The following is a 21,077-nucleotide window of genomic DNA, read 5'->3' as shown; positions in this document are numbered from 1 at the left end:
TCGGCCGGGCGGGCGCCGAGCGCTGCGCCGGTACAGCACCACGCCCTTTCGGGGCCGAACCGCACCGGGCTTCGCCGGGGAACCGCACCGGGCTCCGCCGAGCCCGCTCAGCGGTGCGGGCGGAATCCGTCGCGGGCGGCCTCGAAGACGGGACGGTACCTGTCCCATTGCTCCTCCGGCGCGCTCAGGTAGATCGCGTACTCCGTGCCGCCCGGACGCCCGAAGCCGAGGTCGACGGCCCGCCAGGAGCGGGCGCGCCCCTGGAAGCCGAACTCCCACAGCGCCGCCGGCTCTCCCCGGTGGGTGGTCGCCTGCATGCCGCGCAGCTGGTACCTGTCGACCTTCTTGCGGACTTCCTTCTCGACCTCCTTCCAGTGCTGGAGGTGGTCGGCGCTCGCGTTCTCCCGCACGTTGATCTTGAGACCGACGAGGCCGTCGGGCGAGAGGTAGTTGATCTCCCCGGGCGACTTGGCCTCGCGGGCCCAGCCGCCCGGCACCGGTACGGAGAAGCCGAGTTTCTTCTCCTCCGCCAGCCGGTAGCCGGGAGGCACGGCCACGGGTTCGGCGGCCGGGGACGCCGACGCGGTGCGGCCGCCCCCGGACTCCTCCGCCGGCCGGGGGGCGGCCGTGGTGCCGGAGCCGTCGTCGGTGCCGGAGCCCGGTATCAGGAAGTACGCGCCGCCCGCGAGCACGGCCGCGGCGACGACGGCCGCCGAACCCCACAGCAGGGCACGGCTCTTGCGGGTGCCGCCGCTCGCGGCCGTGCCGTCGGCTGCTGCTCGCGCGGCCTCGGCCGCCGTCCGCTCGCCCCCGGCCGCGGAGGGCCCGGAGGCCGCACCGGGCACCGGGACCGTGGGCGCGGTCGCCGCCGTCGCCGCCGTCGCCGCCGCCGTCGTGCCGGTGGCCGCGTCGGGCTGCGGGACCGCGGCGGCGGGCGCCTCCGCGTCCGCACGCGCGGCGTCCTCGCCGCGGACGGGGCCGGCCGGCCCGGCGGCCTCGGGCCCGGCGGCGGCTTCCGCGCCCTCGGGTTCCGGCGCGGCCGGGGAGGGTGCGCGGTCCGCGTCCGGCACGGCCATGCGGGCCGTCGGCGGCCGCGCCGCGGGCTCCCGCAGGATCTGTTCGGCCAGTTCGGCCGGGGGCCGCAGGTCCGGCTCCTTGGCCAGGAGCGTCTCGACGAGCCGGGTCAGCTCCCCCGCCCGGCGCGGGGGCGGCAGGGGGTCCATGACGATCGCGTACGCCGTCTCGACGGCCGTGTCCCTGCGGAACGGGGGCTGCCCCTCCAGCGCCTCGTACAGGGTCGCGCCCAGCGCCCACAGGTCGGAGGCCGGGCCCGGTCTGGCGCCCTTGACCCGCTCGGGGGCGATGTAGTCGATGGAACCGACCATCTCGCCGGTCTTGGTCAGCGTCGAGGTGCCGGTGGACCGGGCGATGCCGAAGTCGGTGAGCACGACCCGCCCGTTGTCCCCGAGGAGGACGTTGCCGGGTTTGACGTCGCGGTGCAGCACCCCGGCGGCGTGCGCGGCCCGCAGTGCCGCGATCATGCCGCGCCCGATCCGGGCCGCCTCGTCAGGGGTGACGGTGCCTTCCTTGAGGACGTCGCCGAGTGTCGTCGAGGGCACGTACTCCATGACGATGCACGGCAGGCCCTCGTCCTCGACGACGTCGTGGACGACGACCACATTGGGGTGCGTGATCCGGGCGGCGCTGCGGGCCTCGCGGCGGGTGCGCTCGTAGAGGGTGGCCAGGTCGTCCTCGTCCAGGTACGGGGAGACACGGAGCCGCTTGACGGCCACCTGCCGGCCGAGCAGCTCGTCCTCCGCCCGCCACACGGTGCCCATGCCTCCGCGGCCGACCCGCTCCAGCAGCCGGTAGCGCCCGGCGACCAGCGCACCCGGTCCCGGCCTGGGCCCGGACGCCGGGGACGCCGACGCGGACGGGACTGACTCAGACACCCTGCACCCCTCCGGTTTCCCCTGCATGTGTTCGACACGTCACGATATCCGGCAATTTCTCAGGGGCGATCTCAGGGAACGGCCAGGGTCGTCAGATGTGCCGCAGGCGCCTTCCGGTTGACACCATGTGCGTATGAGCAACACACCCACCAGCGAGGACGCGCGGCGGACCGACGCGGTTCACGGTGATCCGCCGGCCGCCCGGCCGCCCCTGCGCCGCAGCCGGGAGCACAAGGTGGTCGGTGGCGTCTGCGGCGGCCTCGGCCGCTGTTTCGACCTCGACCCGGTGATCTTCCGCGTGGTGCTGGGCGTGCTCGCCGTCGCCGGTGGCCTCGGGCTGATCGTCTACGGCTTCGCGTGGCTGCTGATCCCGCTGGAGGGCGAGGACGAGAGCGAGGGCCGCAGGCTGCTCTCCGGGCGGGTCGAGGGTCCGGCGCTGACGGCCGTGCTGTGCGCCCTGGTGGGCTGCGGACTGTTCCTGTCCATGCTCAACAACGGCGCCGTGATGTCGTTCGCGCTGATGCTGACCATAGCCACGGCCGGGGCCGCCTACTGGTCGCAGTACCGCCGCAGGCCGGAGGGCCAGGAGGACGCCGCCGTCCAGAAGACGATGGAGGCACCCCCGGAGACCCAGGCCCCGCCCGCGCCGGGCACCCCGTCGTGGTGGCGCGACCCGCTCGTCAGGCCCGGCGCCGCCGGCACGCCCGGCACGGGCGCCGCGCACACCGGCTATCTGTGGGGGCCGGACGACAGCCCCGCCCCGGCCGGGCCGGAGGCCCCGGCCGCGACGGCCGGCGCCCCCGCCGGGGCCCCGCGCGCGGACCGTGCGGCGGCGCGGCCGCCGGCCGGGCGGCCCGCCGCAGGCCGGCCGCTCGGCGGCTGGACGTTCCTGGCGGCCCTCCTCGCCCTCGCGCTCGGTGTCGGTCTGACCTGGCATCACCATCCGCTGGGCACCTCCTTGGAGATCGGTCTGGCCTGTGCGCTCGGTGTCTTCGGGCTCGGCATGGTGGTCAGCTCCTGCTACGGCCGCACGGGCGGCGGCACTGTGGTCGCGGCCGTGCTCACGGCCGCGCTGCTGACCGGGGCGGCCGCCCTGCCGAAGTCGGTGACGGCCGACTGGACCCGCGCCACCTGGCACCCGACGACCACGGCCGCCGTGCAGAGCGAGTACCGGATCGGCAGCGGCACGGGCGTCCTCGACCTGACGGGCCTGGCCCTGCCCGAGGGGGGCGGGGGCGGCACGGTCCGCACGAGCGCGGAGGTCGGCGCGGGGCAGCTCACGCTGGTCGTCCCCGCGAACGCCACGGCCCGGCTGAGCATCGACCTGGGCATCGGTGACGTCCGGCTGCCCGGCGAGGCCCGGGACCAGGTCGATCTGCGGCCCGGACAGAAGAAGCAGTTGACGCTGGAGCCCCGTGCCGGGCAGCCCTCGCACGGCACGCTGGACGTCCGGCTCAAGGTCGGTATCGGTCAGGTGCAGGTGACGTATGCGACGCCATGAGTTCGAACCGGGCAAGCTGGTCGTCGGGCTGGTCCTGCTGGGCGGCTGCGCCGCCTACCTCGCGGCGGCCCGTGGTGTCTGGCACTTCCCCTTCTTCGCGCTGCTGCCCGCTCTGGGCGTCGGCTTCTGCGCGGCCGGGGCCGTCTCCTTCCTCGCGTATCTGATGCGGCGGCGCCGCTCGCGCGGCACGGAGCCGACGGGGCCGGACGGGCCGGGCCCGCGCTGAGGAAGCCGCCGCCCGCGCCGGTTCGGCAGGCGCCGCGACCACTCGGCGGCCCGGTGCCGCTGCCCGTACCGGCCGGGGGCCGGGGTCAGCCGGGGGGGCCAGGGTCAGCCGGGGGACCCGCCGCGGGTGTCCGACCGCCCTCGGGCCTGGCCCGCGCGTATCCGCCTCCCCCGGCGCCGCGCCCACAGCGCGTCGGCCGAGAGCACGGGGGCACCGGCGAGGACCAGCGGCAGCCAGGCCATCAGATAGGCCAGGTCGTTGCCGTAGTAGTAGGGCGTGGCCGACCAGCTGACGGTGAGCCACAGACTGAGTGAGATCAGGGCACCGCCGGCTGCCGCGAGCCGGGCGAACGCGCCCAGCAAGGTGCCCGCGCCGACGGCGAGTTCGCCGATCGTTATCGCGTGACCGAAGCCGGCCGGGCTCCTCAGCGCCAGGTCGACCAGGCCCGGGGCGGCGCTGGAGTCGCGCACCGCGCGCATCAGCTCCTCGATCGAGCCCGGGCCGCTCTCCGCCAGGAAGGCGGGGTCGAAGAGCTTGTCGAACCCCGCGTAGAGGAACGTGACCCCGAGGAAGATCCGCAACGGCAGCAGCGCATACCGCACGGGCACGGACCGCGCCGGCGCTCCGCCGGGCTCCGCCCGCGAGATCCCCGCTGCCGTCGCCGCTTGTCGCGTCGTCCGACGGATGCCCGTCACACCGCTCACCGCCTCTCCCCCGCCCCGGCCGGGCCACGCGCCGCGCGGCCCCGCACAGTTCTTCACGACCCTTCACGGCACCTTCTGCCGGTACCGCACGCCACGACGATACGCAGGAAATCCGCAGCGTGTGCAGACCTGTGGACAACCTCGGGGCAATCCGCAGGAACGGGGGGACTTGGGGAAAACCCGCTCACTCCGGCGAGCGAGCCGAGTCGGCGAAACCCGGGAAGTCCCGCCTGTATCCCGGAACTTGGTTCCCTAAATCCCTGAACCTCTGATCCCCGGTTCCCCGACCTCAGCCCGTGCGGATCCCCAACTCGCTGCCCGCCAGCCACTCCTGCCAGCTCAGGTTCCAGTCGCCGTAGCCGTTGCCGAAGTGGTCCATGGGCTTGCCGGAGCTGCCGACGACCTGGACGACATCGCCCTTGAGGGTCCGCTCGTACAGCCACTTGGCGTCCTCGGTGGACATGCCGATGCAGCCGTGGCTGACGTTCTCCTTCCCGAACGCCTCGGCGTTGTCGGGCGCCGCGTGCACGTACTCGCCGCTGATCGTCTCGCGCATGCTGTAGTCGTACGAGCCGTAGAAGCCGTCCGGATGGTTGCGCGGGATGCCGATGGACAGCGAGTCCATGATCACCCGGCCCTCCTTGGCCAGGATGGTCTTGATGCCGTCGCGGGTCTTGTACTTCTTCTCGTCGCCGCCGCTGACGGGGATGGTGCGCAGGGTCTCGCCGTTGCGGACGACGGTCATCGTGTGGGCCTTGAGGTCCACGGTGTTGATCATCGAGTCGCCGACGGTGAAGGAGACCGTGCGGTCGCCGGCGGCGGCCGTGCCGGGGGCGAGCTTCACGTCCGCGAGACGCGCGTCGAGCGTGACCCTGGTGCCTGCGGGCCAGTACTTCTCGGGCCGGAAGTGGACCCGGGTGTCGCCCTTGGACTCGTTCCAGTGCCAGGCACCGGGGATGTTCGGGGAGGTGGAGACCTTCAGCCGTCCCTCGATACCGGCGCGCAGCTCCTTGGCGATCTTCTGCCCCTTGAAGACGACGGCGATGGGCTGCCCGACGCCGACCTTCTCGCCGTTCGCGGGCGCCATCTCGGGCCGTACGACGCGGGCGGCGCCGCGCAGCAGTTCGGCGGGCGGCGCGGGCTTCTCGGGAACCGCGGTGGGCGAGGGAGAGCCGGAGGGCGTCGCGGTGGCGGAGGACGGGGCGGACGCCCGCTTCGCGGGCCGCTCCTCGGCCTCGGCACCCCCGCCGCACGCGGTGACGGCCAGCCCGGTCAGGGCCAGGGCCGCGGGCAGCACGGCACGACGGGAAAGGCGCATGGTTCTCCTACGGGGTGTCCCTCCGGGCGGTGCGGCGGCGGCCGCGCCGTCCGGTACTGCTTCCGAGCGGTCTCTTCCAGGCATGGCAATGCCGAGGTGGTGAACACCTCGGCACCCCTGCATCGTATGCGCCGCGAACCGCCGCGGGAGGGGCCCGCGAGGACGAGCGACCCCCGCCGATGGGCGGGGGTGGGGCGGGCCGAAGGGCCCGGGACGGCGCGGGGACCTCAGTCGAGCAGTTCCGGCTCGCTGCGGGTGATCTGCTGGTACAGCGGCTGGTAGTTGATCCACGCCACCAGGTCGTTGCCGAGCTGCTCGCGCGTGTGCTTCGCGTTCGCGGAGTCGATGTGCACGGGCTTGCCGGCCGCCTTGGCCGCCAGCTGCACCTGGCACGAGCGTTCCATGGTGATGAACCACCACGCGGCCGCGTCCACCGAGTCCCCGACGGTCAGCAGCCCGTGGTTGCGCAGGATGACGGCTTTGTGCGGGCCGAGCGCGGCGGCTATGCGCCGCCCTTCCTCCTCGTCCACGACGACGCCGGTGTAGTCGTCGAAGAGCGCGTGGTCCTCGTAGAACGCGCAGACGTCCTGGGTGATCGGCTCCAGCAGTTCCCCGAGGGACGACAGGGCCCGCCCGTAGGTGGAGTGGCTGTGCGCGGCGGCCACGACGTCCGGCCGGGCCCGGTGGATCTGCGAGTGGATGGCGAACGCGGCCTGATTGACGTGGTAACTGCCCTCGACGACCTGCCCGTTGTGGTTCACCAGGATCAAGTCGCCGACGGTGATGTGCTTGAAGGACATCCCGAAGGGGTTGACCCAGAAGTGATCGGTGAACTCCGGGTCCCTCGCGGTGATATGGCCCGCGACGCCCTCCTCGAATCCGAACCGTCCGAAGAGCCGGAGCGCGGCGGCGAGGCGCTGTTTGCGGTAGCGGCGTTCGTCCTCGACGGACTCGTGCGTGGGGGGCATGGCGAAGTGGAGCCGGTCGGTGGGGACGGGCTCCGGGGCGGCCGGTGTGGCCGATGCGGTGGGCGGGGCGGACTCCTGGGGGTCGGGGTGCGGCATGGCGGCTCTCCTCCGGTGCTCCGTCGACTGTGCAACGGAAGCTACCGCTCGGTACCGCGAGGGGCCAGGGCCGGGCGGGCACCGGCCCCCTCGCACTCCCGGGTCAGGAATCGGCTGCCGGTCGTCGCTTGTTGATCGCGGTGAGATCGATGGAGATGTCGAAGGGGACCTTCAGTTCCAGCTTGTCGTGGTGGATGCCGCTGATGGCGTAGGACGAGGTGGCCGGGTCCAACTCGTAGACGTAGACGACCGGAAGGCCCTCGCTCTCCTCCACCCGCCAGAAGTGCGGGATGTCCGCGTTCGCGTACTTGCGGGGCTTGACCTCACGGTCGCGTGTGACCGAGTCGTCCGAGACGACTTCGATGGCCAGGACGACGTCCTCGGCCTTGAGCCACGTTCCCTTGGGGCCGGTGTCGGCCTCTGTCAGAGCCACCAGAACGTCCGGCTCCGGCCGGTTCTCCTCGTCCAGCCTGACAGTGAACTCCCGGTAGACATCCAGCTCGTCCGGTGCCTGACTTCTCAGGCAGACCTCCAGCAGACTGATGGTTCGCATGTGGAACTTGGTCTGCGGGCTCATGAAGACGAGACTCCCGTCGATCAGCTCAGTGCGCCTCGGCAAGTTCGGAAGCCGGTCGAGATGCTCCGCTTTCCAACCCCCCGGCGGCGGCACCGGGTAGTTGTACTGCTTCTGCGTCTCCTGCTCGTCCAGCTCGTACTCGGGTGCAGCGCTCATCAGTGCTCCCATGCCCTGGAGTCTCGCTTGTACGGCCAGCGTACCCACCACAAACGCCAATACCGCCGCTCAAACGAATGAGCGACGGCATTGGCGTTGACCCTACGAGAGGGCCGGTGGGGCTACTCCCACTCGATCGTCCCCGGCGGCTTGCTCGTGATGTCCAGGACGACGCGGTTGACCTCGTCGACCTCGTTCGTGATGCGGGTCGAGATACGGGAGAGCACGTCGTACGGCAGGCGCGACCAGTCGGCGGTCATGGCGTCCTCGGAGGAGACCGGGCGCAGCACGATCGGGTGGCCGTAGGTGCGGCCGTCGCCCTGGACGCCGACGCTGCGGACGTCCGCGAGCAGGACGACCGGGCACTGCCAGATCTCGGCGTCGAGGCCGGCGGCGGTCAGCTCCTCGCGGGCGATGGCGTCGGCCTCGCGCAGCAGGTCCAGGCGCTCCTCGGTGACCTCGCCGACGATGCGGATGCCCAGGCCCGGGCCGGGGAAGGGCTGGCGCTGGACGATCTCCTCGGGCAGGCCCAGCTCCTGGCCGACCATGCGGACCTCGTCCTTGAACAGCTGGCGCAGCGGCTCGACGAGCTCGAACTCCAGGTCCTCGGGCAGTCCGCCCACATTGTGGTGGGACTTGATGTTGGCGGTGCCGGTGCCGCCACCGGACTCGACGACGTCCGGGTAGAGCGTGCCCTGGACCAGGAACCTCACTTCCTCGCCCGCGTCGCCCGCCTCGGCGACGATCTCGGCCTGCGCCTGCTCGAAGACGCGGATGAACTCCCGGCCGATGATCTTGCGCTTGGCCTCCGGGTCGGAGACCCCGGCGAGGGCCTTGAGGAAACGCTCCTGCGCGTCGACGACCTTGAGCTGGACGCCGGTGGCGGCCACGAAGTCCTTCTCGACCTGCTCGGTCTCGCCCTTGCGCATCAGGCCGTGGTCGACGTAGACGCAGGTGAGCTGGTCACCGACGGCCTTGTGGACGAGGGCCGCGGCGACGGCGGAGTCCACGCCCCCGGACAGGCCGCAGATCGCGCGCTTGGTGCCGACCTGCTCGCGGATGGCGGTGACCTGCTCCTCGATGACGTTGCCGGTGGTCCAGGTCGGCTCGATGCCGGCGCCCCGGTAGAGGAAGTGCTCCAGGACCTGCTGGCCGTACGTGGAGTGCATCACCTCGGGGTGGTACTGCACGCCGTAGAGCTTCTTCTCGTCGTTCTCGAAGGCGGCGACGGGCACGAGGTCGGTGGACGCGGTGACCGTGAAGCCCTCGGGCGCGGCGGAGCAGGCGTCGCCGTGCGACATCCACACCGACTGCTCGACGGGGGTGCCCTCGAAGAGGGTCGAGCCCGGCTTGCTCACGGTCAGCGGCGTACGGCCGTACTCGCGCGCACCGGTGTTGTCGACGGTGCCGCCGAGGGCCGTGGCCATCAGCTGGAAGCCGTAGCACATGCCGAAGACCGGGACACCGGCCTCGAACAGGGCACGGTCCAGGCGCGGCGCGCCCTCCTCGTAGACCGAGGACGGGCCGCCGGACAGGATGATCGCCTTCGGGTTCTTGGCGAGTATCTCGGCCACCGGCATGGTGGACGGGACGATCTCGCTGTACACGCGCGCCTCGCGGACGCGGCGGGCGATGAGCTGGGCATACTGCGCGCCGAAATCGACAACGAGCACCGGTTCCGCGGTGTTGTCGTGGACGGCGGCGGGGGGTGCTGCTGACACGGGCGGCCTTCCGGCGGTCGAGTGCGAGAGGGGTCTGTGTTTGTCGATTCTACCGGGGCGTGGGGGGTTGCTTTTGTCTCACCATCCGAATCCGCCGCGGCCCCGCGTTGGCCCGGGCCCCGCCCCGGGGGCATACTGGGCGCCATGCGCAAGCAGCTGACCTACGTCTTTACCTATGGCAACCGGCCCGTCCGGCTGCCATGGTCGTGCTGCTTGCACCCGTAACCACACGGAACAAGCGACTTCCCAGGCGCCCCGGGCCGACAAGGCCCGGGGCGCCTGTCGTCGTTCTCCGGGTCCGTCACCCCGGGGGCCACAGCCCCTCGGAGGAAAGATCATGAGCACCCGCACCGACAGCGCCACGAGCACCGCCACCACCGCCACGGGCACCATCCCCGTCGCGGAGACCGGCGCCCGCACCGACGAGGCCGCCGAGGTGATCATCGACGCGCGCGGCCGGATCGACGAGCTCGACGGCCGGATCATCGGGCTCGTGCAGGAGCGGATGGCCGTCTCCGCGGTGATCCAGCGCGAGCGGATGGCCTCCGGCGGGCGCCGGGTCAGCTTCTCCCGCGAGATGGAGATCCTCAACCACTACAGCGAGCAGCTGGGCCGGTCCGGCACCGCGCTCGCCATGACGCTGCTGGAGCTGTGCCGGGGCCGCATCTGACCTCCCCCGCCCGGCAGTTCGACCCCTGCGGCGCCCCCGCGCGGTCCACCGCGCGTCACGGCGCGTCACTCGTACGGTGCGTGACCGCGCCTCGACCGGCTTCGTTGGACTCGTTGCCCGCGCCAGCCAGGAGCGGCCCACCTGAAATCCACGCGTGGTCTCCGCCCTTGTCACGGGCCCGGCAGGACAGGGCGGATCCACCGGAGTGCGAGACGCGCGGGTCCGCGCGTCGTGGGACCGCGTTCCGGTGGCGCGGTGGCCGGTCAGCAGGGGACAGCAGCCCGGCCGCCCTTCACGGACGGTCGGTTCCGGGGACGCCTGGAGCCGACCGTATCCGGTCCGGACGGTTGCGCGGAGCGTGCCGCATCCCCCACGATGCAAAGGGAACGCCAAGTCTCCGCTCCGGCGCCGCCATTGGTTCGACCAGTGGGCCTCGCGCGGCGCCCCGCACCACCCCGGCTCCGCCCGCAACGCCCCTTTTGCACAGCACTGCTTCCCCGCACCAGTCCCGTATCTCCCCTACGCTTCCCCGGATTTCCCTCCCCTGAGCTCCTCTCCCCTGTCCGCCCCCCCCTCTCTCCTCATGTCCGCGGCGCTCCCCCCGGCGCCGCCTCCACGGCACCGGCCGATCCCTGTCCCGGTGCCGGCGGTCGAGGGCCCCGAGGCCGCCCGCACGCCCCCGCGGGTACGGCTCGGGGCCCTTCGTGCTGCACCCGCGCGCCAGCACGGCTGTGAGATCAATCACGGGCGCCCGTACGGCAGTTCCGGCAACCTTTCCGGCGGATCGCCGGTCTTGTACGTGTACACGTCCACCCCGTGCGCCCCACCGCCGCCTGCGCGCCCCACCGCCAGGACCTTTCCGCTCGACCGCACCGATCCGAGAGGTCTCATGAAGCTTCGCCGCGCCCTGGCCGCCGCCGCTGTCACGGCTGCCGTCGGCCCTGTTGCCCTGCTGTCGGCTCCTTCCGCTTCGGCGGAGGAGCCGAAGCCGCCGAGTGCGGCTGTTCCGGCGGTGGGCACCGGTTCCCTCACCCCCTCCGAACCCGCCGCGAGCGGGGAGTCGCAGTCGTCCTCACCGGATGCTCCGGGCTCCCGGACGGAGGAGGCTTCGGGGTCCACGACCCATTCATCCGGAAAGTCCGAGGGGGATGGTCAGGGGAAGGAGCAGGGGAAGGAGCAGAAGGACGCCAAGGAGGCGGACAAGTCGGGCTCCTCGCAGGGGACGAACACCTCCGGGAGCTCGGACTCCTCGACAGCGCCGACCAGTTGCCCGAAGTGGTCGGACACGGACAAGCGGGCTGTGGCCAGAGTCCATGGCCTGCGCGACGTGATCGCCGGTACGGAGCAGAGGTTCTCCTTCCGAGTGGAGAACAAGTCCAGTGAGCCCCTGTCGGTGTCCCTGCACCTGAACCTCGAATCCCATGTGGCCGGCAACCCGTCCGCCCGGACGGACAGGCAACTCTCGCTGCAGTGGCGCGGCGCCGAGACGGAGGACTGGAAGGACGTTTCCCCGGGCTTCGGGAAGTTCACCAAGGTGGTGGGCATCGCACCGAACGCACAGCGCGAGATCGAGCTCCAGGTCCGGGCCGACGCCAAGATACCCACCGGAGTCGCTCACCTGATGCAGTACGCCACTTGGGAGGCCGCGAACGGGGCGTGCGGCGCCACGGAGGGCGGCGAGGGCCAGTTCGTCGACATCCTGCCCGTCGGCACCGACCCGAACAAGGTCAACCCGGCCCGCCCCTCGGACACCAAGACCGAGCCCACCCAGTCCCCGGCAGCGACGCCCACGCCCACGAACACCGCGGACGCCAAGACCCCCGACAGCAAGTCCACCCCCACCGGCTCCGCATCCGCATCCGCCTCCCCCTCCCCCGCAGGAGCCGGGTCCGGGTCGTCCAACGCCCCCGCAGCGAACGGCTCCCTGTCCACGACGCCCGTCAGCGGTGAGCTCGCGAGCACCGGTTCGTCCTCCGCGCTCCCCGCGCTCGGGGCCGTCGGTGCCGCTGCTGTCGTCGCCGGTGCGGGCACCGTGTTCGCCGTGCGGCGGCGCAAGGGGGACGCGTCCGCGTAAGGCAGCGCCACGCCGTCACCCGGTAAGGGGCGCACACCCTGGTGGGACGCCCCTTACCTAGCCGGCCTCGCGCGGCGGTACCGGCGGTACCGGCAGCAGCGGGAGGCGCAGCGACCCGAACGCCCCCTCCGGCACGGCGGGTTGGCGGGGCGACACGGGGGGAACACGCACGTACGGGCTGCCCTGTGGGGGGCGCGGGTCGGGCTCGCCCTTGTTGGACCACAGGGCCATCGCCCGCTCCGCCTGTGCCGTGATCGTCAGCGACGGGTTCACCCCGAGGTTCGCGGAGACGGCCGCTCCATCGACGACCGAGATGCCCGGGTGCCCGTACAGCCGGTGGTAGGGGTCGACGACGCCCTGTCCGGCGTCGGCGCCGATGGGGCAGCCGCCCAGGAAGTGCGCGGTGAGCGGAGTGCCCATGAGCTCGCCGACGTTGCTGCCGGGGAAACCGTTGATCTCGCGTGCCAGGTGGGTGGCGGCCTCGGTGGCCTCGGGGATCTGGGTGGGATTGGGGGCGCCGTGGCCCTGCCGGGCGGTGAGCAGACCCCTGCCTATGCCGCGCTTCTTGCGGTACGTGGTCAGGGAGTTGTCCAGTGACTGCATGACGAGCCCGATGATCGTGCGCTCGGACCAGCGCCGGTTCGACAGCGACCGCAGCAGTTGTACCGGGTGGCGCGCGCAGTGGCCCGCGAACGCGAGCGCGCGGGGCGTGCGGTCGGCGAGGGGCACCTGAAGGATCGACAGTGCGCCCATCGCGTTGGAGCCCCTGCCGTAGCGCACGGGCTCGATGTGGGTGTCGGCGTCGGGGTGGACCGAGGAGGTGATGGCGACGCCGCGCGTGAAGTCGACGCGGGGCGCGCCGTGGGCCTTGCGGTAGCGGCGGTCGTCGGTCTGGGCCCCGACCAGGGCCTCGGAGTTGGTCCGGGTCAGCCGGCCCAGGCCCTCGGGTATGCGGGGCAGCAGCCCTTTGTCCTTCATGGTGTGCAGCAGGGTCTGGGTGCCGTACGTGCCCGCGGCGAGCACGACGTGTTCGGCGCGCAGGACGCGCGGACGCGCCCGGTGCCGCCGGTCGGTGGGGACGGTGAGCACGCGGTGGCCGCCGTCCCGGTGCTCGGTGACGGCGACGACGGTCGTCATGGAGTGGATGACAGCACCGGCGCGTTCGGCGAGGTGGAGATAGTTCTCGTTGAGAGTGTTCTTCGCGCCGTGGCGGCAGCCGGTCATGCACTCGCCGCACTCGGTGCAGGCGCTGCGGGCGGGCCCCGCGCCACCGAAGTAGGGGTCGGGCACTTCCTGGCCGGGCCGCGCCCGTACGCTGCCGTCGGCGTCCTCGCCGTCGCCGAAGAAGACGCCGACCGGCGCCGGGTGGAAGGTGTCCGCGAAGCCCATCCGTTCCGCCGCCGCCTTCAGATGCACGTCCGAGGGGGTCGTCGTCGGATTGAGGCGCACGCCGAGCATGCGGCGCGCCTGGTCGTAGTACGGCGCCAGCTCCTGCTGCCAGTCGGTGATCCGGCACCACTGCGGGTCGTCGAAGAACTGCTTCGGCGGTACGTACAGGGTGTTGGCGTAGTTCAGCGATCCGCCGCCGACGCCGGCGCCCGCGAGGACCATGACGTGGCCCAGCAGGTGGATGCGCTGGATGCCGTAGAGGCCGAGGGCGGGGGCCCACAGGTAGTTGCGCAGGTCCCAGGAGTTCCTGGGCAGGGTGTCGCGGGTGAAGCGCCGGCCCGCCTCCAGCACGCCGACGCGGTAGCCCTTCTCGGTCAGCCGGAGGGCGGCGACTGCGCCGCCGAATCCGGAGCCGACCACGACGACGTCGTAGTCGTACGGCCGGTCCCCGCACGCCTTCTGCTCGGCCGGTCCCTGCGCGGACTGTGCCACCGATGCCTCCTCGCGACGGCCTTATTTGTCACAGCACTTGTCACAACCTCTTTGGAACGGCCTTACAGGGAAGTGCTGTCAGCGCAGCCGCAGTGCCTTCAGCGCGCGCAGGCCGCCCGTCATCAGGCGCGCGTACGCCTCGTCGTCCAGGCCGAAGGCCGGGGCGAGCGGTACGAGCCGCTGCTGTGCGACGGTCTGTGCCTCGGTGTACCTGAGGATGCCCTCGGAGCCGTGCCGGCGGCCCAGGCCGGAGTCGCGCATGCCGCCCATGGGCGAGGCGGCGCTGCCGTAGGCGGCCGCGTAGGACTCGTTGACGTTGACCGTGCCGGTGCGCAGCCGGGCGGCGAACGCCCGGCCCCGGCGGCCGTCCCCGGTCCACACGCTGGCGTTGAGCCCGTAGGGCGTGGCGTTGGCGAGGGAGACGGCCTCGTCCTCGTCGTGGAAGCGGTAGACGGACACCACGGGGCCGAAGGTCTCCTCCGCGCACACCGCCATGGGTGCCTGGACGCCCTCCAGGACGGTCGGCTCGTAGAAGTACGGTCCGATGTCGGGCCGGGCCCTGCCGCCGGCCAGGACGGTGGCGCCCTTGGCGACGGCCTCCTCGACGTGCCGGGTGACGGTCTCCAACTGCCGTGGTCCGGCCAGTGATCCCATGTCCGCGCCGTAGGCGAGCCCCGTGCCCAGGCGCAGGGCCCTGGTCCGGGCGGCGAAGCGGGCGACGAAGTCGTCGGCGAGCGACGCGTGCACGTACAGCCGCTCGATGGAGACGCACAGCTGTCCGGCGGAGGAGAAGCAGCCGCGCACCGCTCCGGCCGCCGCCTTCTCCACGTCGGCGTCGCGCAGGACCACCATGGCGTTCTTGCCGCCGAGTTCGAGGGAGCAGCCGACGAGCCGGCCCGCCGCCGACCGGGCGACCTCGCGGCCGGTGCGGGTGGAGCCGGTGAACGAGACGTAGTCGGCGCCGGCGACGACGGCCGGGCCGACGACGGGCCCCTCGCCGACCACGACCTGCCAGACGCCTTCCGGAAGCCCCGCCTCCATCAGCAGCTCGCGTGCCCACAGGGCGGTCAGCGCGGTCTCCGTGTCGGGTTTCATCACGACCGCGTTGCCCGCGGCGAAGGCCGGCAGGGCGTCGCCGACGGACAGCTCCAGCGGGTAGTTCCACGGGGCTATCTGCCCGACGACTCCGCGCGGTTGACGCAGTTCGGCGACCTTGGTCAGACCGGGTACGACACCCGTGCGGCTCCTGGGGCGCAGATACGCGGGGCCCTTGAGCCCGTAGTGGCGGGCGGCGACGGCGACGGCCTGCACCTCCTCGTGCGCGTGCAGCCGGGCCTTGCCGGTCTCCAGCTGGATCAGGTCCAGTACCTCGGACTGGCGGCGCAGCAGCAGGTCATGGAAGCGCAGGAGCACGGCACAGCGCCGTCGCGCCGGTACGGCCGCCCAGCGGCGCTGTGCCTCGCGGGCAGCGGCGAAGGCGGTGGCGACGTCCTCGGGTGTCGACTCGGGCAGTTCCGCGAGGACTTCGCCGGTGAAGGGCGTGTGGGAGACGGTCGTGCCGGAGCCGACGACGGGGCGCGTGAGGCGGGCGACGAGGGCGGGCGTGACCACGTCGGCGGCGGAACGGGCGCTGGGCGGGGCGACCGGATTGCCGCCGCCGGGCGGTGGCGCGGACGCGGTCGTGGACGGGGCCGGAAGGGGTGCGCTGTGCCGCGAGTCCGTCATGAGGGCGAGCGTAGGCGGAGAGGGACGCTTTGGGTACTGGCGGGTAGTCGTTTTTCACCGGCCGCGCACAATCGCGCACGGGCGCGCGGCCGGCACGACGCCCGGCAGCCCGAACGCCCCCTTGCACTCCGGGCGTTGGGATCCCCGTCCGCCGCGCTCCCACGCGTCGGCCGTGAACACCGGCTGGCCATGGGCGCGTTCAAGTGAACGTTCACGGACTCGACACCGGCTTGATGCGCGCGAAGCCGTCCAGCGCGGTGTCCAAGTGGCGGCGGATCTCCTGGGCGCGGCCCGCCGGGCCCGACACCGACACGTCGTACATCCTGCCCGCCTCGTCCCAGGCGACGTCGTAGCTGCGCACCGCCGCCCCGTCGGGGCCGTTCCAGGTGAACTCCCAGGAGGCCGCCGGGAATTGCCGGTGCGCGGTACGGGCGAGACCGGCCGCGCGGTAGCCGGGATAGGTCCCGGGGGCCTGGGAGGCGGCACCGCGCAGGGCGCCGTAGGGGCCGTCCTTGACGGGGTCCTGGACGAGCACGCCCAGCCGGATCCCGCGGTCCGGGGAGGAGTAGTAGACGCGGGGCGGCTCGAAGGAGCGGGTGTAGCCGTCGGGCACGGCGAGCGCGAATCCCACCGGGTCCTGGACCGGGTGGTAGCCGGGGGGCGCGTCGACGGCGGCGGAGGCCGGCGGTTCGGGCCCGGGCGGTTCCAGCGGCCGGGAGGCCGCGCCGGATCTGCCCTCGGTCCAGCCGCCCCCGCCCGACAGCAGCGCGGCGAGTCCCGCGCCCATGCCCGCCAGCGTCACGACGGCGACGGCCGCCGTCAGGGCCGTACGGGGCCGGCCGGGGCCGCCGGGCAGCACGGAGGGGCCCGGCCCGCGCCCGGCACCGCGCAGCGCCGGCCATCGGCGCGTGCGCCCGGCGCGTGCGCGGTCGGGCACGCGCCCGGTGGCCAGATATGTACGCAGCAGCCGCTCCGCCTCGTCCGCCCCCATCCGGTGGGCGGGGTCGCGCTCCAGCAGCCCCCGGACGACCGGCAGCAGGGGCTGCGCTTCGGCGGGCAGCCGCAGTTCCTCCTGGACGACGGCGTTGAGCGTGCCGCCCAGCGAGTCCCGCCGGAACGGCGTGTGCCCGCTGAGCGCCGCGCACAGCAGCACTCCGAGCGACCACAGGTCGCAGGCGGGCCCGGTGCGTCCTCCGGAGATCCGCTCGGGCGCCGTGTACTCCGGCGAGCCGACGAACGCGCCCGTCTCCGTGATCGTCGTGGCGCCCGTGACCTGGGCGATGCCGAAGTCCGTCAGGACCACCCGGCCGGTGGCCGACTCCAGCAGCACGTTGGGCGGCTTGATGTCGCGGTGCAGCACACCGCGCGCGTGCGCCGCGCGCAGCGCGCTGAGCAGCGCCAGCGCGATCCGGGCGGCCTCCGGCGCCGCGAGCGGCCCGTCGGCCGCCAGCACCACCGACAGGGCGCGGCCGTCGACGAGCTCCATGACGATCCAGGGCCGGCCGTCCTGCTCCACGATGTCGTGCAGGACGACCACGTTCGGATGCTTGATCAGCGCGGCGGCGCGCGCCTCGCGCAGCATCCGCGCCCGTTCGGAGCGGGTGTCGGCGGCGCAGAGCCCGGGCAGCGTGCCCTCGCCCATGTGCAGTTCCTTGACGGCCACTTCACGCGAGAGCAGCTCGTCCGTGGCGCGCCACACGGTGCCCATGCCGCCGCGGCCGATCCTCCGGTCGAGGCGGTAGCGGCCGGCGATCAGACCATCGTGTGCGGCGAAGGTCTCCATACGCCATTCTTGCCCCTCCTCTCCCCTGCTCCACCGTGCCCGCGACGGCGGGTTCCGGTCACACGGCAAGCCCCGTACAAAAGCCGGGGAGTTGGGGAGTCGGGGAGCCGGGGGCGTTACGCGCCCGCTATGGCGTCGATGATGACGAGCACGCCGCTGCTGCCTGCCCGCACGGTGTGGTACGTACCCGCCGGCACCACGCAGATCTCGCCGGCGCGCACCGTCACGTCGGTTCCGTCATAGGTGAGTTCCATCCGTCCTTCGAGGACGAACAGTGCTTCCGTGCGCTCGTGCGCCTCTCCCTCGTGCGGCGTCTCGTCCATGCGCAGCACCTTGATACGGGCGCCGCCCACCTCGCCGAGCACGTGGGTGCGCCAGACGGCGGGCAGCTTGCCGGCGAGGCCGGCGACGTCGACGACGGGGGTCTGCTTGGTCTCCATGGCCGTGACGCTAACCGCGGAACGCCCGCCACCGGCTGACCGTCGGGCAAAGCTTGTCAAGTGCGGCGATCAAGCCAGGTCCGGGCAGACGGACCATGGAGCATACGGATGCGGATACGGATGCGGATACGGATGCGGATGCGGATACGGATCGCACCTTCCGTATCACAGTACGTGACCGGTCGGAGCGCCTGCTCGCGTCATGTAGAGTTGTTCCCGCAACGCAGACCGGCGCGCAGAAATGACCGCCGGACCGCCGAGCGCTCGTAGCTTAACGGATAGAGCACTTGACTACGGATCAAGAGGTTGCAGGTTCGAATCCTGCCGAGCGCACAGCAACCCCCGCACCCGGATGCCGACTTGTCGCATCCGGGTGTCGGCGTTTTCGCGGGCATGTCCGGCGTCCGCCCGGACACGTGCCCGTCGACAGCCGATGAAGGACCGGTCCTGACCTGTATCGCGCCTACTCTTCGCAGCATGAGCAGCCGCGCCACCGGCCGCAGCACCAGCGGTCACAGCAGCCCCCGCCCCCGGATCACCGACGAGCAGCGCCGTGCCCGCCTCGCGCGGCGCCACCTCCTGGCCCCCGCGCACCGGGCGGACCGCGTCGAGGACGTCGCCGACGCCCTGGTCGGACTGCACGCCACCGACGCGGCCACCGTCTACCTCTCCGCGTGCGCGCGGCTCGCCGAGCCCTCGGCGGCGGAGGTCGAGCGCGGGCTGTACGAGGACGTGACGCTGGTGAAGCTGCTGTCGATGCGGCACACGCTCTTCGCCGTGACCGACAGCCTCGCCCCGTACGTCTACTCCTCCACCGCCCGCGCGATCGCGGCCCGCGAGCGGGCGGCGTTCCTGCGCTTCCTGCGGGCGAGCGAGGGCGCCTGGGACGAGCGCCGGCTCGCGGTGACCGAGAAGGAGGTGCTGTCCTCACTGGCTGCACGCGGCGAGGCGACGACGGCCGAACTGGCCAAGGACGTGCCCGCGCTGCGCGAGACGGTCACCATCGCGCCGGGCAAGCCGTACGAGGCACGGCAGAGCGTCGGCAGCCGGCTGCTGCGGCTGCTGTCCTCCGACGGTCACGTACGGCGTGCCCGGCCGCGCGGTTCGTGGACGAGCAGCCTGTACCCGTGGGCGCTCGTCCACCCGCTCACGGAGGTCCCGGTGCGCGAGGCCAAGGCGGAGGTGGCCCGGCGCTGGCTGGCCTCCTTCGGGCCGGCCACGGAGGCGGACCTGAAGTGGTGGACGGGCTGGACGCTCGGCGACACCCGCAAGGCCCTCGCCGATGTCGGGGCGCGGGAAGTGGAGTTGAGCGCCGGAACCGGCCACGTACTGCCGGAGGACCTGGAGGACACCGAGGAGCCGGAGCCGTGGGCCGCGCTGCTGCCGGGGCTCGACCCGACGGCCATGGGCTGGCGGCTGCGCGAGTGGTACCTCGGCCCGGACGACGTGCCCGCGCTCTTCGACCGCGCGGGCAACATCGGCCCCACCGTGTGGTGGAACGGGCGGATCGTGGGCGGCTGGGCGCAGCGCGCGAACGGCGAGATCGTCTGGCGGCCGCTCGCGGACACCGGCAAGGAGGCGTGCGCCGCGATCGCCGCGGAGATCGCCCGGCTGTCCTCATGGATGGGCGACGTGCGCGTCACACCGCGCTTCCGCACGCCGCTGGAGCGCGAACTGGTGCGTTGAGGCCCCACTGCCGGGCGGCGTCCGCGCGCGTACGGCCCCGCACCGGTGGACGGAAAGCGGGCATCTGGTTCGAAGTGCCGGTCGAACTGCGGGAATTCGGCCCGGACACACCGAGGACCCGGTGCGTCACCCGCCCGTCGTGGGCATAACTGGTCTCGTGGAGGATCGTGCACAGCGGGCATCGCGCACGGGGGCGGACCGTCGCGGCCCGTTCCCGGAAGACGCCGGACAGCCGTGGCCCGTCGGCGGTACGGGCGGCGGGCCGGCCCCGCGCGAAGACGCACGCGCGCGTGCCCGTACCCGCCGTCCTCCCGCGCTCACGGCCCCCGGGCGTGCGCCCGCCGCGCCGGCCGCCCGGGGGCGGCAGCCGGTGACCGGATCCGTGGCGCGCGGCAGGGTGACGCGGTGAGCAGCCGGCACGGGCCGGAGGCGGCCCGGCTGCGGGCACGTCTGGCCGAGGCCCGGCATGTCCTGGCCGCCGGGGTCGCGCTGGACGCCGCCGCCGTCTTCGCCGCCGTGCGCGACGAGGCCGCGGCACTCGGGCTCGCGGCCGAGCGGGCCGACGCGCTCCTCGGGCTGGGCGACTGCGCCCTGGAGAGCGGCGAGCCGGCCCGGGCCCGCGACCTCTTCGCGGCCGTCGAGCACCTGCTCGCCGCCGAGCCGCTGCCGCGCCGCGTTCCCGCGCTGCGCGGGCGGGCCACCGCGCACCTGCTGGCGGGCGAACTGCGCTACTGCGCCCACCTGCTGGAGCGCACCGTCCGCGAACTGAACGCCTCCGGACTGCACGCTCCCGACGCGTTGCTGCTGCTGCACACCGCGTCCATCGCCCCGTACATGGACATGGGAGCGCACGTGCGCGCCGCGCACGCCGCACAGCTCGCGCTGGCGCTCGCTCCGCAGGTGAACGATCCGGCGCTCGTCGCCGGGATGTACCGCGGCGTCGCGCGCACCCTCATCGCGGAGGGCCGCACGGCCGAGGCCGACGCCTCGCTCGCCAAGGCGCAGGAGCTCTGCGCGCAGCTGCACTTGCGCACCGACCTCGCGCACTGCCACTGGATGCGCGGCTATGTCCTCGCGCAGAACGGCGAACTGGACCCCGCGGAGGGGGAACTGCGCACGGCGCGCGGCATCCTGACGGCCAAACGCGCCGCCCTGTTCACCGTCCAGGTCGAAGTGGAACTGGCGGACGTCCTGCGGCGGCGCGGCAGGACGGGGGAGGCGGAGGCGCTGTTGCGGCCGCTGCTGTCCTCCTCGGCGCTCGGGGCCGAGCGCGGCGCGGTCCACGCGGGCGGCGCGCACCGGCTGCTGGGTCTGATCGCGGAGGAGCGCGCGGACACCGAGTCCGCCGAGGAGCACTACTGCGCGGCCCTGTCGCTCCTGGAGCGCACGGGCGCCGCCGGCGACCTCGCCGACCTGTGCCGCCTCCTGGGCGATCTGCTGCGCCGTACGGGCCGCGTGGAGGCCGCCCTGGACGCCTACCGCACGGGCCTGGGCCACCGCGCCGCCCCGGGGACGACCACCCTGGGGCCCGCGCCCACCGCCCCCGCGCCGTAGCCGTCCGCGCCCCCGCGTCCGGCACGAGCCCCCTCCCCGGGGGAT

General features: G+C 73.1%; 17 protein-coding genes and 1 tRNA gene. 7 read left to right on the top strand and 11 right to left on the bottom strand.

The window, feature by feature from the left end; genetic code table 11:
• Positions 1 to 107: 107 nt before the first annotated feature.
• Positions 108 to 1,838 carry a serine/threonine-protein kinase gene (locus ACFP1Z_RS27300; protein WP_417801288.1) on the bottom strand — a complete coding sequence of 577 codons (1,731 nt, stop codon included), beginning with the start codon at positions 1,836 to 1,838 and terminating at the stop codon, positions 108 to 110.
• A gap of 247 nt (positions 1,839 to 2,085) precedes the next feature.
• Between ACFP1Z_RS27300 and ACFP1Z_RS27295 the strand changes: the two genes are divergently transcribed.
• Together ACFP1Z_RS27295 and ACFP1Z_RS27290 are read left to right on the top strand one after the other, a co-directional pair.
• Positions 2,086 to 3,453: a PspC domain-containing protein gene (locus ACFP1Z_RS27295; protein WP_390320294.1), complete on the top strand. Its 1,368-nt coding sequence runs from the start codon at positions 2,086 to 2,088 to the stop codon at positions 3,451 to 3,453.
• Positions 3,440 to 3,679 (top strand): hypothetical protein, encoded by a 240-nt coding sequence (locus tag ACFP1Z_RS27290; RefSeq protein ID WP_390320292.1) that lies wholly within the window; start codon positions 3,440 to 3,442, stop codon positions 3,677 to 3,679. The genes ACFP1Z_RS27295 and ACFP1Z_RS27290 overlap by 14 nt, the downstream gene beginning before the upstream one ends.
• A gap of 104 nt (positions 3,680 to 3,783) precedes the next feature.
• On the opposite strand, the gene ACFP1Z_RS27285 is transcribed toward ACFP1Z_RS27290, so the two are convergent.
• The 5 genes from ACFP1Z_RS27285 to guaA all read right to left on the bottom strand — a co-directional run bounded on the left by ACFP1Z_RS27285 (position 3,784) and on the right by guaA (position 9,219).
• Positions 3,784 to 4,287 (bottom strand): DoxX family membrane protein, encoded by a 504-nt coding sequence (locus ACFP1Z_RS27285; protein WP_390320291.1) that lies wholly within the window; start codon positions 4,285 to 4,287, stop codon positions 3,784 to 3,786.
• A gap of 385 nt (positions 4,288 to 4,672) precedes the next feature.
• Complete coding sequence (locus ACFP1Z_RS27280; protein WP_390320290.1) at positions 4,673 to 5,701, bottom strand: L,D-transpeptidase; 1,029 nt, start codon at positions 5,699 to 5,701, stop codon at positions 4,673 to 4,675.
• 227 nt (positions 5,702 to 5,928) lie between these two features.
• Entirely contained in the window at positions 5,929 to 6,765 is an 837-nt protein-coding gene (locus ACFP1Z_RS27275) for a class II aldolase/adducin family protein (RefSeq protein ID WP_390320289.1), read from the bottom strand.
• Positions 6,766 to 6,868: 103 nt separating this feature from the next.
• Positions 6,869 to 7,498 carry a Uma2 family endonuclease gene (locus ACFP1Z_RS27270; protein WP_390320288.1) on the bottom strand — a complete coding sequence of 210 codons (630 nt, stop codon included), beginning with the start codon at positions 7,496 to 7,498 and terminating at the stop codon, positions 6,869 to 6,871.
• A 122-nt stretch (positions 7,499 to 7,620) separates the two neighbouring features.
• On the bottom strand, positions 7,621 to 9,219 hold the full coding sequence (guaA, locus tag ACFP1Z_RS27265) for a glutamine-hydrolyzing GMP synthase (protein ID WP_390320287.1): 1,599 nt from the start codon (positions 9,217 to 9,219) through the stop codon (positions 7,621 to 7,623).
• Positions 9,220 to 9,556: 337 nt separating this feature from the next.
• Here guaA and ACFP1Z_RS27260 point away from each other — a divergent pair, with 337 nt between their 5' ends.
• Positions 9,557 to 9,889, top strand: coding sequence for a chorismate mutase (locus tag ACFP1Z_RS27260; protein WP_390320286.1), 333 nt, complete (start codon positions 9,557 to 9,559; stop codon positions 9,887 to 9,889).
• A 1,152-nt stretch (positions 9,890 to 11,041) separates the two neighbouring features.
• Here the strand turns inward: ACFP1Z_RS27260 and ACFP1Z_RS27255 are convergent.
• Positions 11,042 to 11,176, bottom strand: coding sequence for a hypothetical protein (locus tag ACFP1Z_RS27255; RefSeq protein ID WP_390320285.1), 135 nt, complete (start codon positions 11,174 to 11,176; stop codon positions 11,042 to 11,044).
• 13 nt (positions 11,177 to 11,189) lie between these two features.
• Between ACFP1Z_RS27255 and ACFP1Z_RS27250 the strand changes: the two genes are divergently transcribed.
• A complete protein-coding gene (locus ACFP1Z_RS27250; protein WP_390320284.1) occupies positions 11,190 to 11,963 on the top strand; it encodes an LAETG motif-containing sortase-dependent surface protein in 774 nt (257 codons plus the stop codon).
• 57 nt (positions 11,964 to 12,020) lie between these two features.
• Here ACFP1Z_RS27250 and ACFP1Z_RS27245 read toward each other — a convergent pair whose 3' ends face one another.
• From ACFP1Z_RS27245 to ACFP1Z_RS27230, 4 genes are all read right to left on the bottom strand, one after another.
• Positions 12,021 to 13,844: a GMC family oxidoreductase N-terminal domain-containing protein gene (locus tag ACFP1Z_RS27245; protein WP_390320283.1), complete on the bottom strand. Its 1,824-nt coding sequence runs from the start codon at positions 13,842 to 13,844 to the stop codon at positions 12,021 to 12,023.
• A 78-nt stretch (positions 13,845 to 13,922) separates the two neighbouring features.
• The gene (locus ACFP1Z_RS27240; RefSeq protein WP_390320282.1) at positions 13,923 to 15,569 is read right to left on the bottom strand and encodes a succinic semialdehyde dehydrogenase; all 1,647 of its coding nucleotides are present in this window, start codon (positions 15,567 to 15,569) and stop codon (positions 13,923 to 13,925) included.
• Between the two features lie 211 nt (positions 15,570 to 15,780).
• Complete coding sequence (locus ACFP1Z_RS27235) at positions 15,781 to 17,352, bottom strand: serine/threonine-protein kinase (RefSeq protein ID WP_390320281.1); 1,572 nt, start codon at positions 17,350 to 17,352, stop codon at positions 15,781 to 15,783.
• A gap of 116 nt (positions 17,353 to 17,468) precedes the next feature.
• Complete coding sequence (locus tag ACFP1Z_RS27230; protein ID WP_390320280.1) at positions 17,469 to 17,792, bottom strand: cupin domain-containing protein; 324 nt, start codon at positions 17,790 to 17,792, stop codon at positions 17,469 to 17,471.
• A gap of 260 nt (positions 17,793 to 18,052) precedes the next feature.
• Here ACFP1Z_RS27230 and ACFP1Z_RS27225 point away from each other — a divergent pair.
• The 3 genes from ACFP1Z_RS27225 (at position 18,053) to ACFP1Z_RS27215 (ending at position 21,032) form a co-directional block, all read left to right on the top strand.
• Positions 18,053 to 18,125, top strand: a tRNA-Arg gene (locus tag ACFP1Z_RS27225).
• Positions 18,126 to 18,269: 144 nt separating this feature from the next.
• A complete protein-coding gene (locus ACFP1Z_RS27220; RefSeq protein WP_390320279.1) occupies positions 18,270 to 19,478 on the top strand; it encodes a winged helix DNA-binding domain-containing protein in 1,209 nt (402 codons plus the stop codon).
• A 378-nt stretch (positions 19,479 to 19,856) separates the two neighbouring features.
• A complete protein-coding gene (locus ACFP1Z_RS27215) occupies positions 19,857 to 21,032 on the top strand; it encodes a tetratricopeptide repeat protein (protein WP_390320354.1) in 1,176 nt (391 codons plus the stop codon).
• The last annotated feature ends 45 nt before the right edge of the window (positions 21,033 to 21,077 follow it).

Source organism: Streptomyces gamaensis (assembly GCF_042656465.1).
In the GTDB taxonomy this organism is placed as follows: Bacteria; Actinomycetota; Actinomycetes; order Streptomycetales; family Streptomycetaceae; genus Streptomyces; species Streptomyces gamaensis.
This window is presented reverse-complemented; position numbering and strand designations above follow the sequence as displayed.

Excerpts from the sequence above, each read along its gene's own strand:
- ACFP1Z_RS27300 (WP_417801288.1), bottom strand. The coding sequence starts at position 1,838 with ATGGGCACCGTGTGGCGGGCGGAGGACGAGCTGCTCGGCCGGCAGGTG.
- ACFP1Z_RS27295 (WP_390320294.1), top strand. The coding sequence starts at position 2,086 with ATGAGCAACACACCCACCAGCGAGGACGCGCGGCGGACCGACGCGGTT.
- ACFP1Z_RS27290 (WP_390320292.1), top strand. The coding sequence starts at position 3,440 with ATGCGACGCCATGAGTTCGAACCGGGCAAGCTGGTCGTCGGGCTGGTC.
- ACFP1Z_RS27280 (WP_390320290.1), bottom strand. The coding sequence starts at position 5,701 with ATGCGCCTTTCCCGTCGTGCCGTGCTGCCCGCGGCCCTGGCCCTGACC.
- ACFP1Z_RS27275 (WP_390320289.1), bottom strand. The coding sequence starts at position 6,765 with ATGCCGCACCCCGACCCCCAGGAGTCCGCCCCGCCCACCGCATCGGCC.
- ACFP1Z_RS27270 (WP_390320288.1), bottom strand. The coding sequence starts at position 7,498 with ATGAGCGCTGCACCCGAGTACGAGCTGGACGAGCAGGAGACGCAGAAG.
- ACFP1Z_RS27260 (WP_390320286.1), top strand. The coding sequence starts at position 9,557 with ATGAGCACCCGCACCGACAGCGCCACGAGCACCGCCACCACCGCCACG.
- ACFP1Z_RS27240 (WP_390320282.1), bottom strand. The coding sequence starts at position 15,569 with ATGACGGACTCGCGGCACAGCGCACCCCTTCCGGCCCCGTCCACGACC.
- ACFP1Z_RS27235 (WP_390320281.1), bottom strand. The coding sequence starts at position 17,352 with ATGGAGACCTTCGCCGCACACGATGGTCTGATCGCCGGCCGCTACCGC.
- ACFP1Z_RS27230 (WP_390320280.1), bottom strand. The coding sequence starts at position 17,792 with ATGGAGACCAAGCAGACCCCCGTCGTCGACGTCGCCGGCCTCGCCGGC.
- ACFP1Z_RS27220 (WP_390320279.1), top strand. The coding sequence starts at position 18,270 with ATGAGCAGCCGCGCCACCGGCCGCAGCACCAGCGGTCACAGCAGCCCC.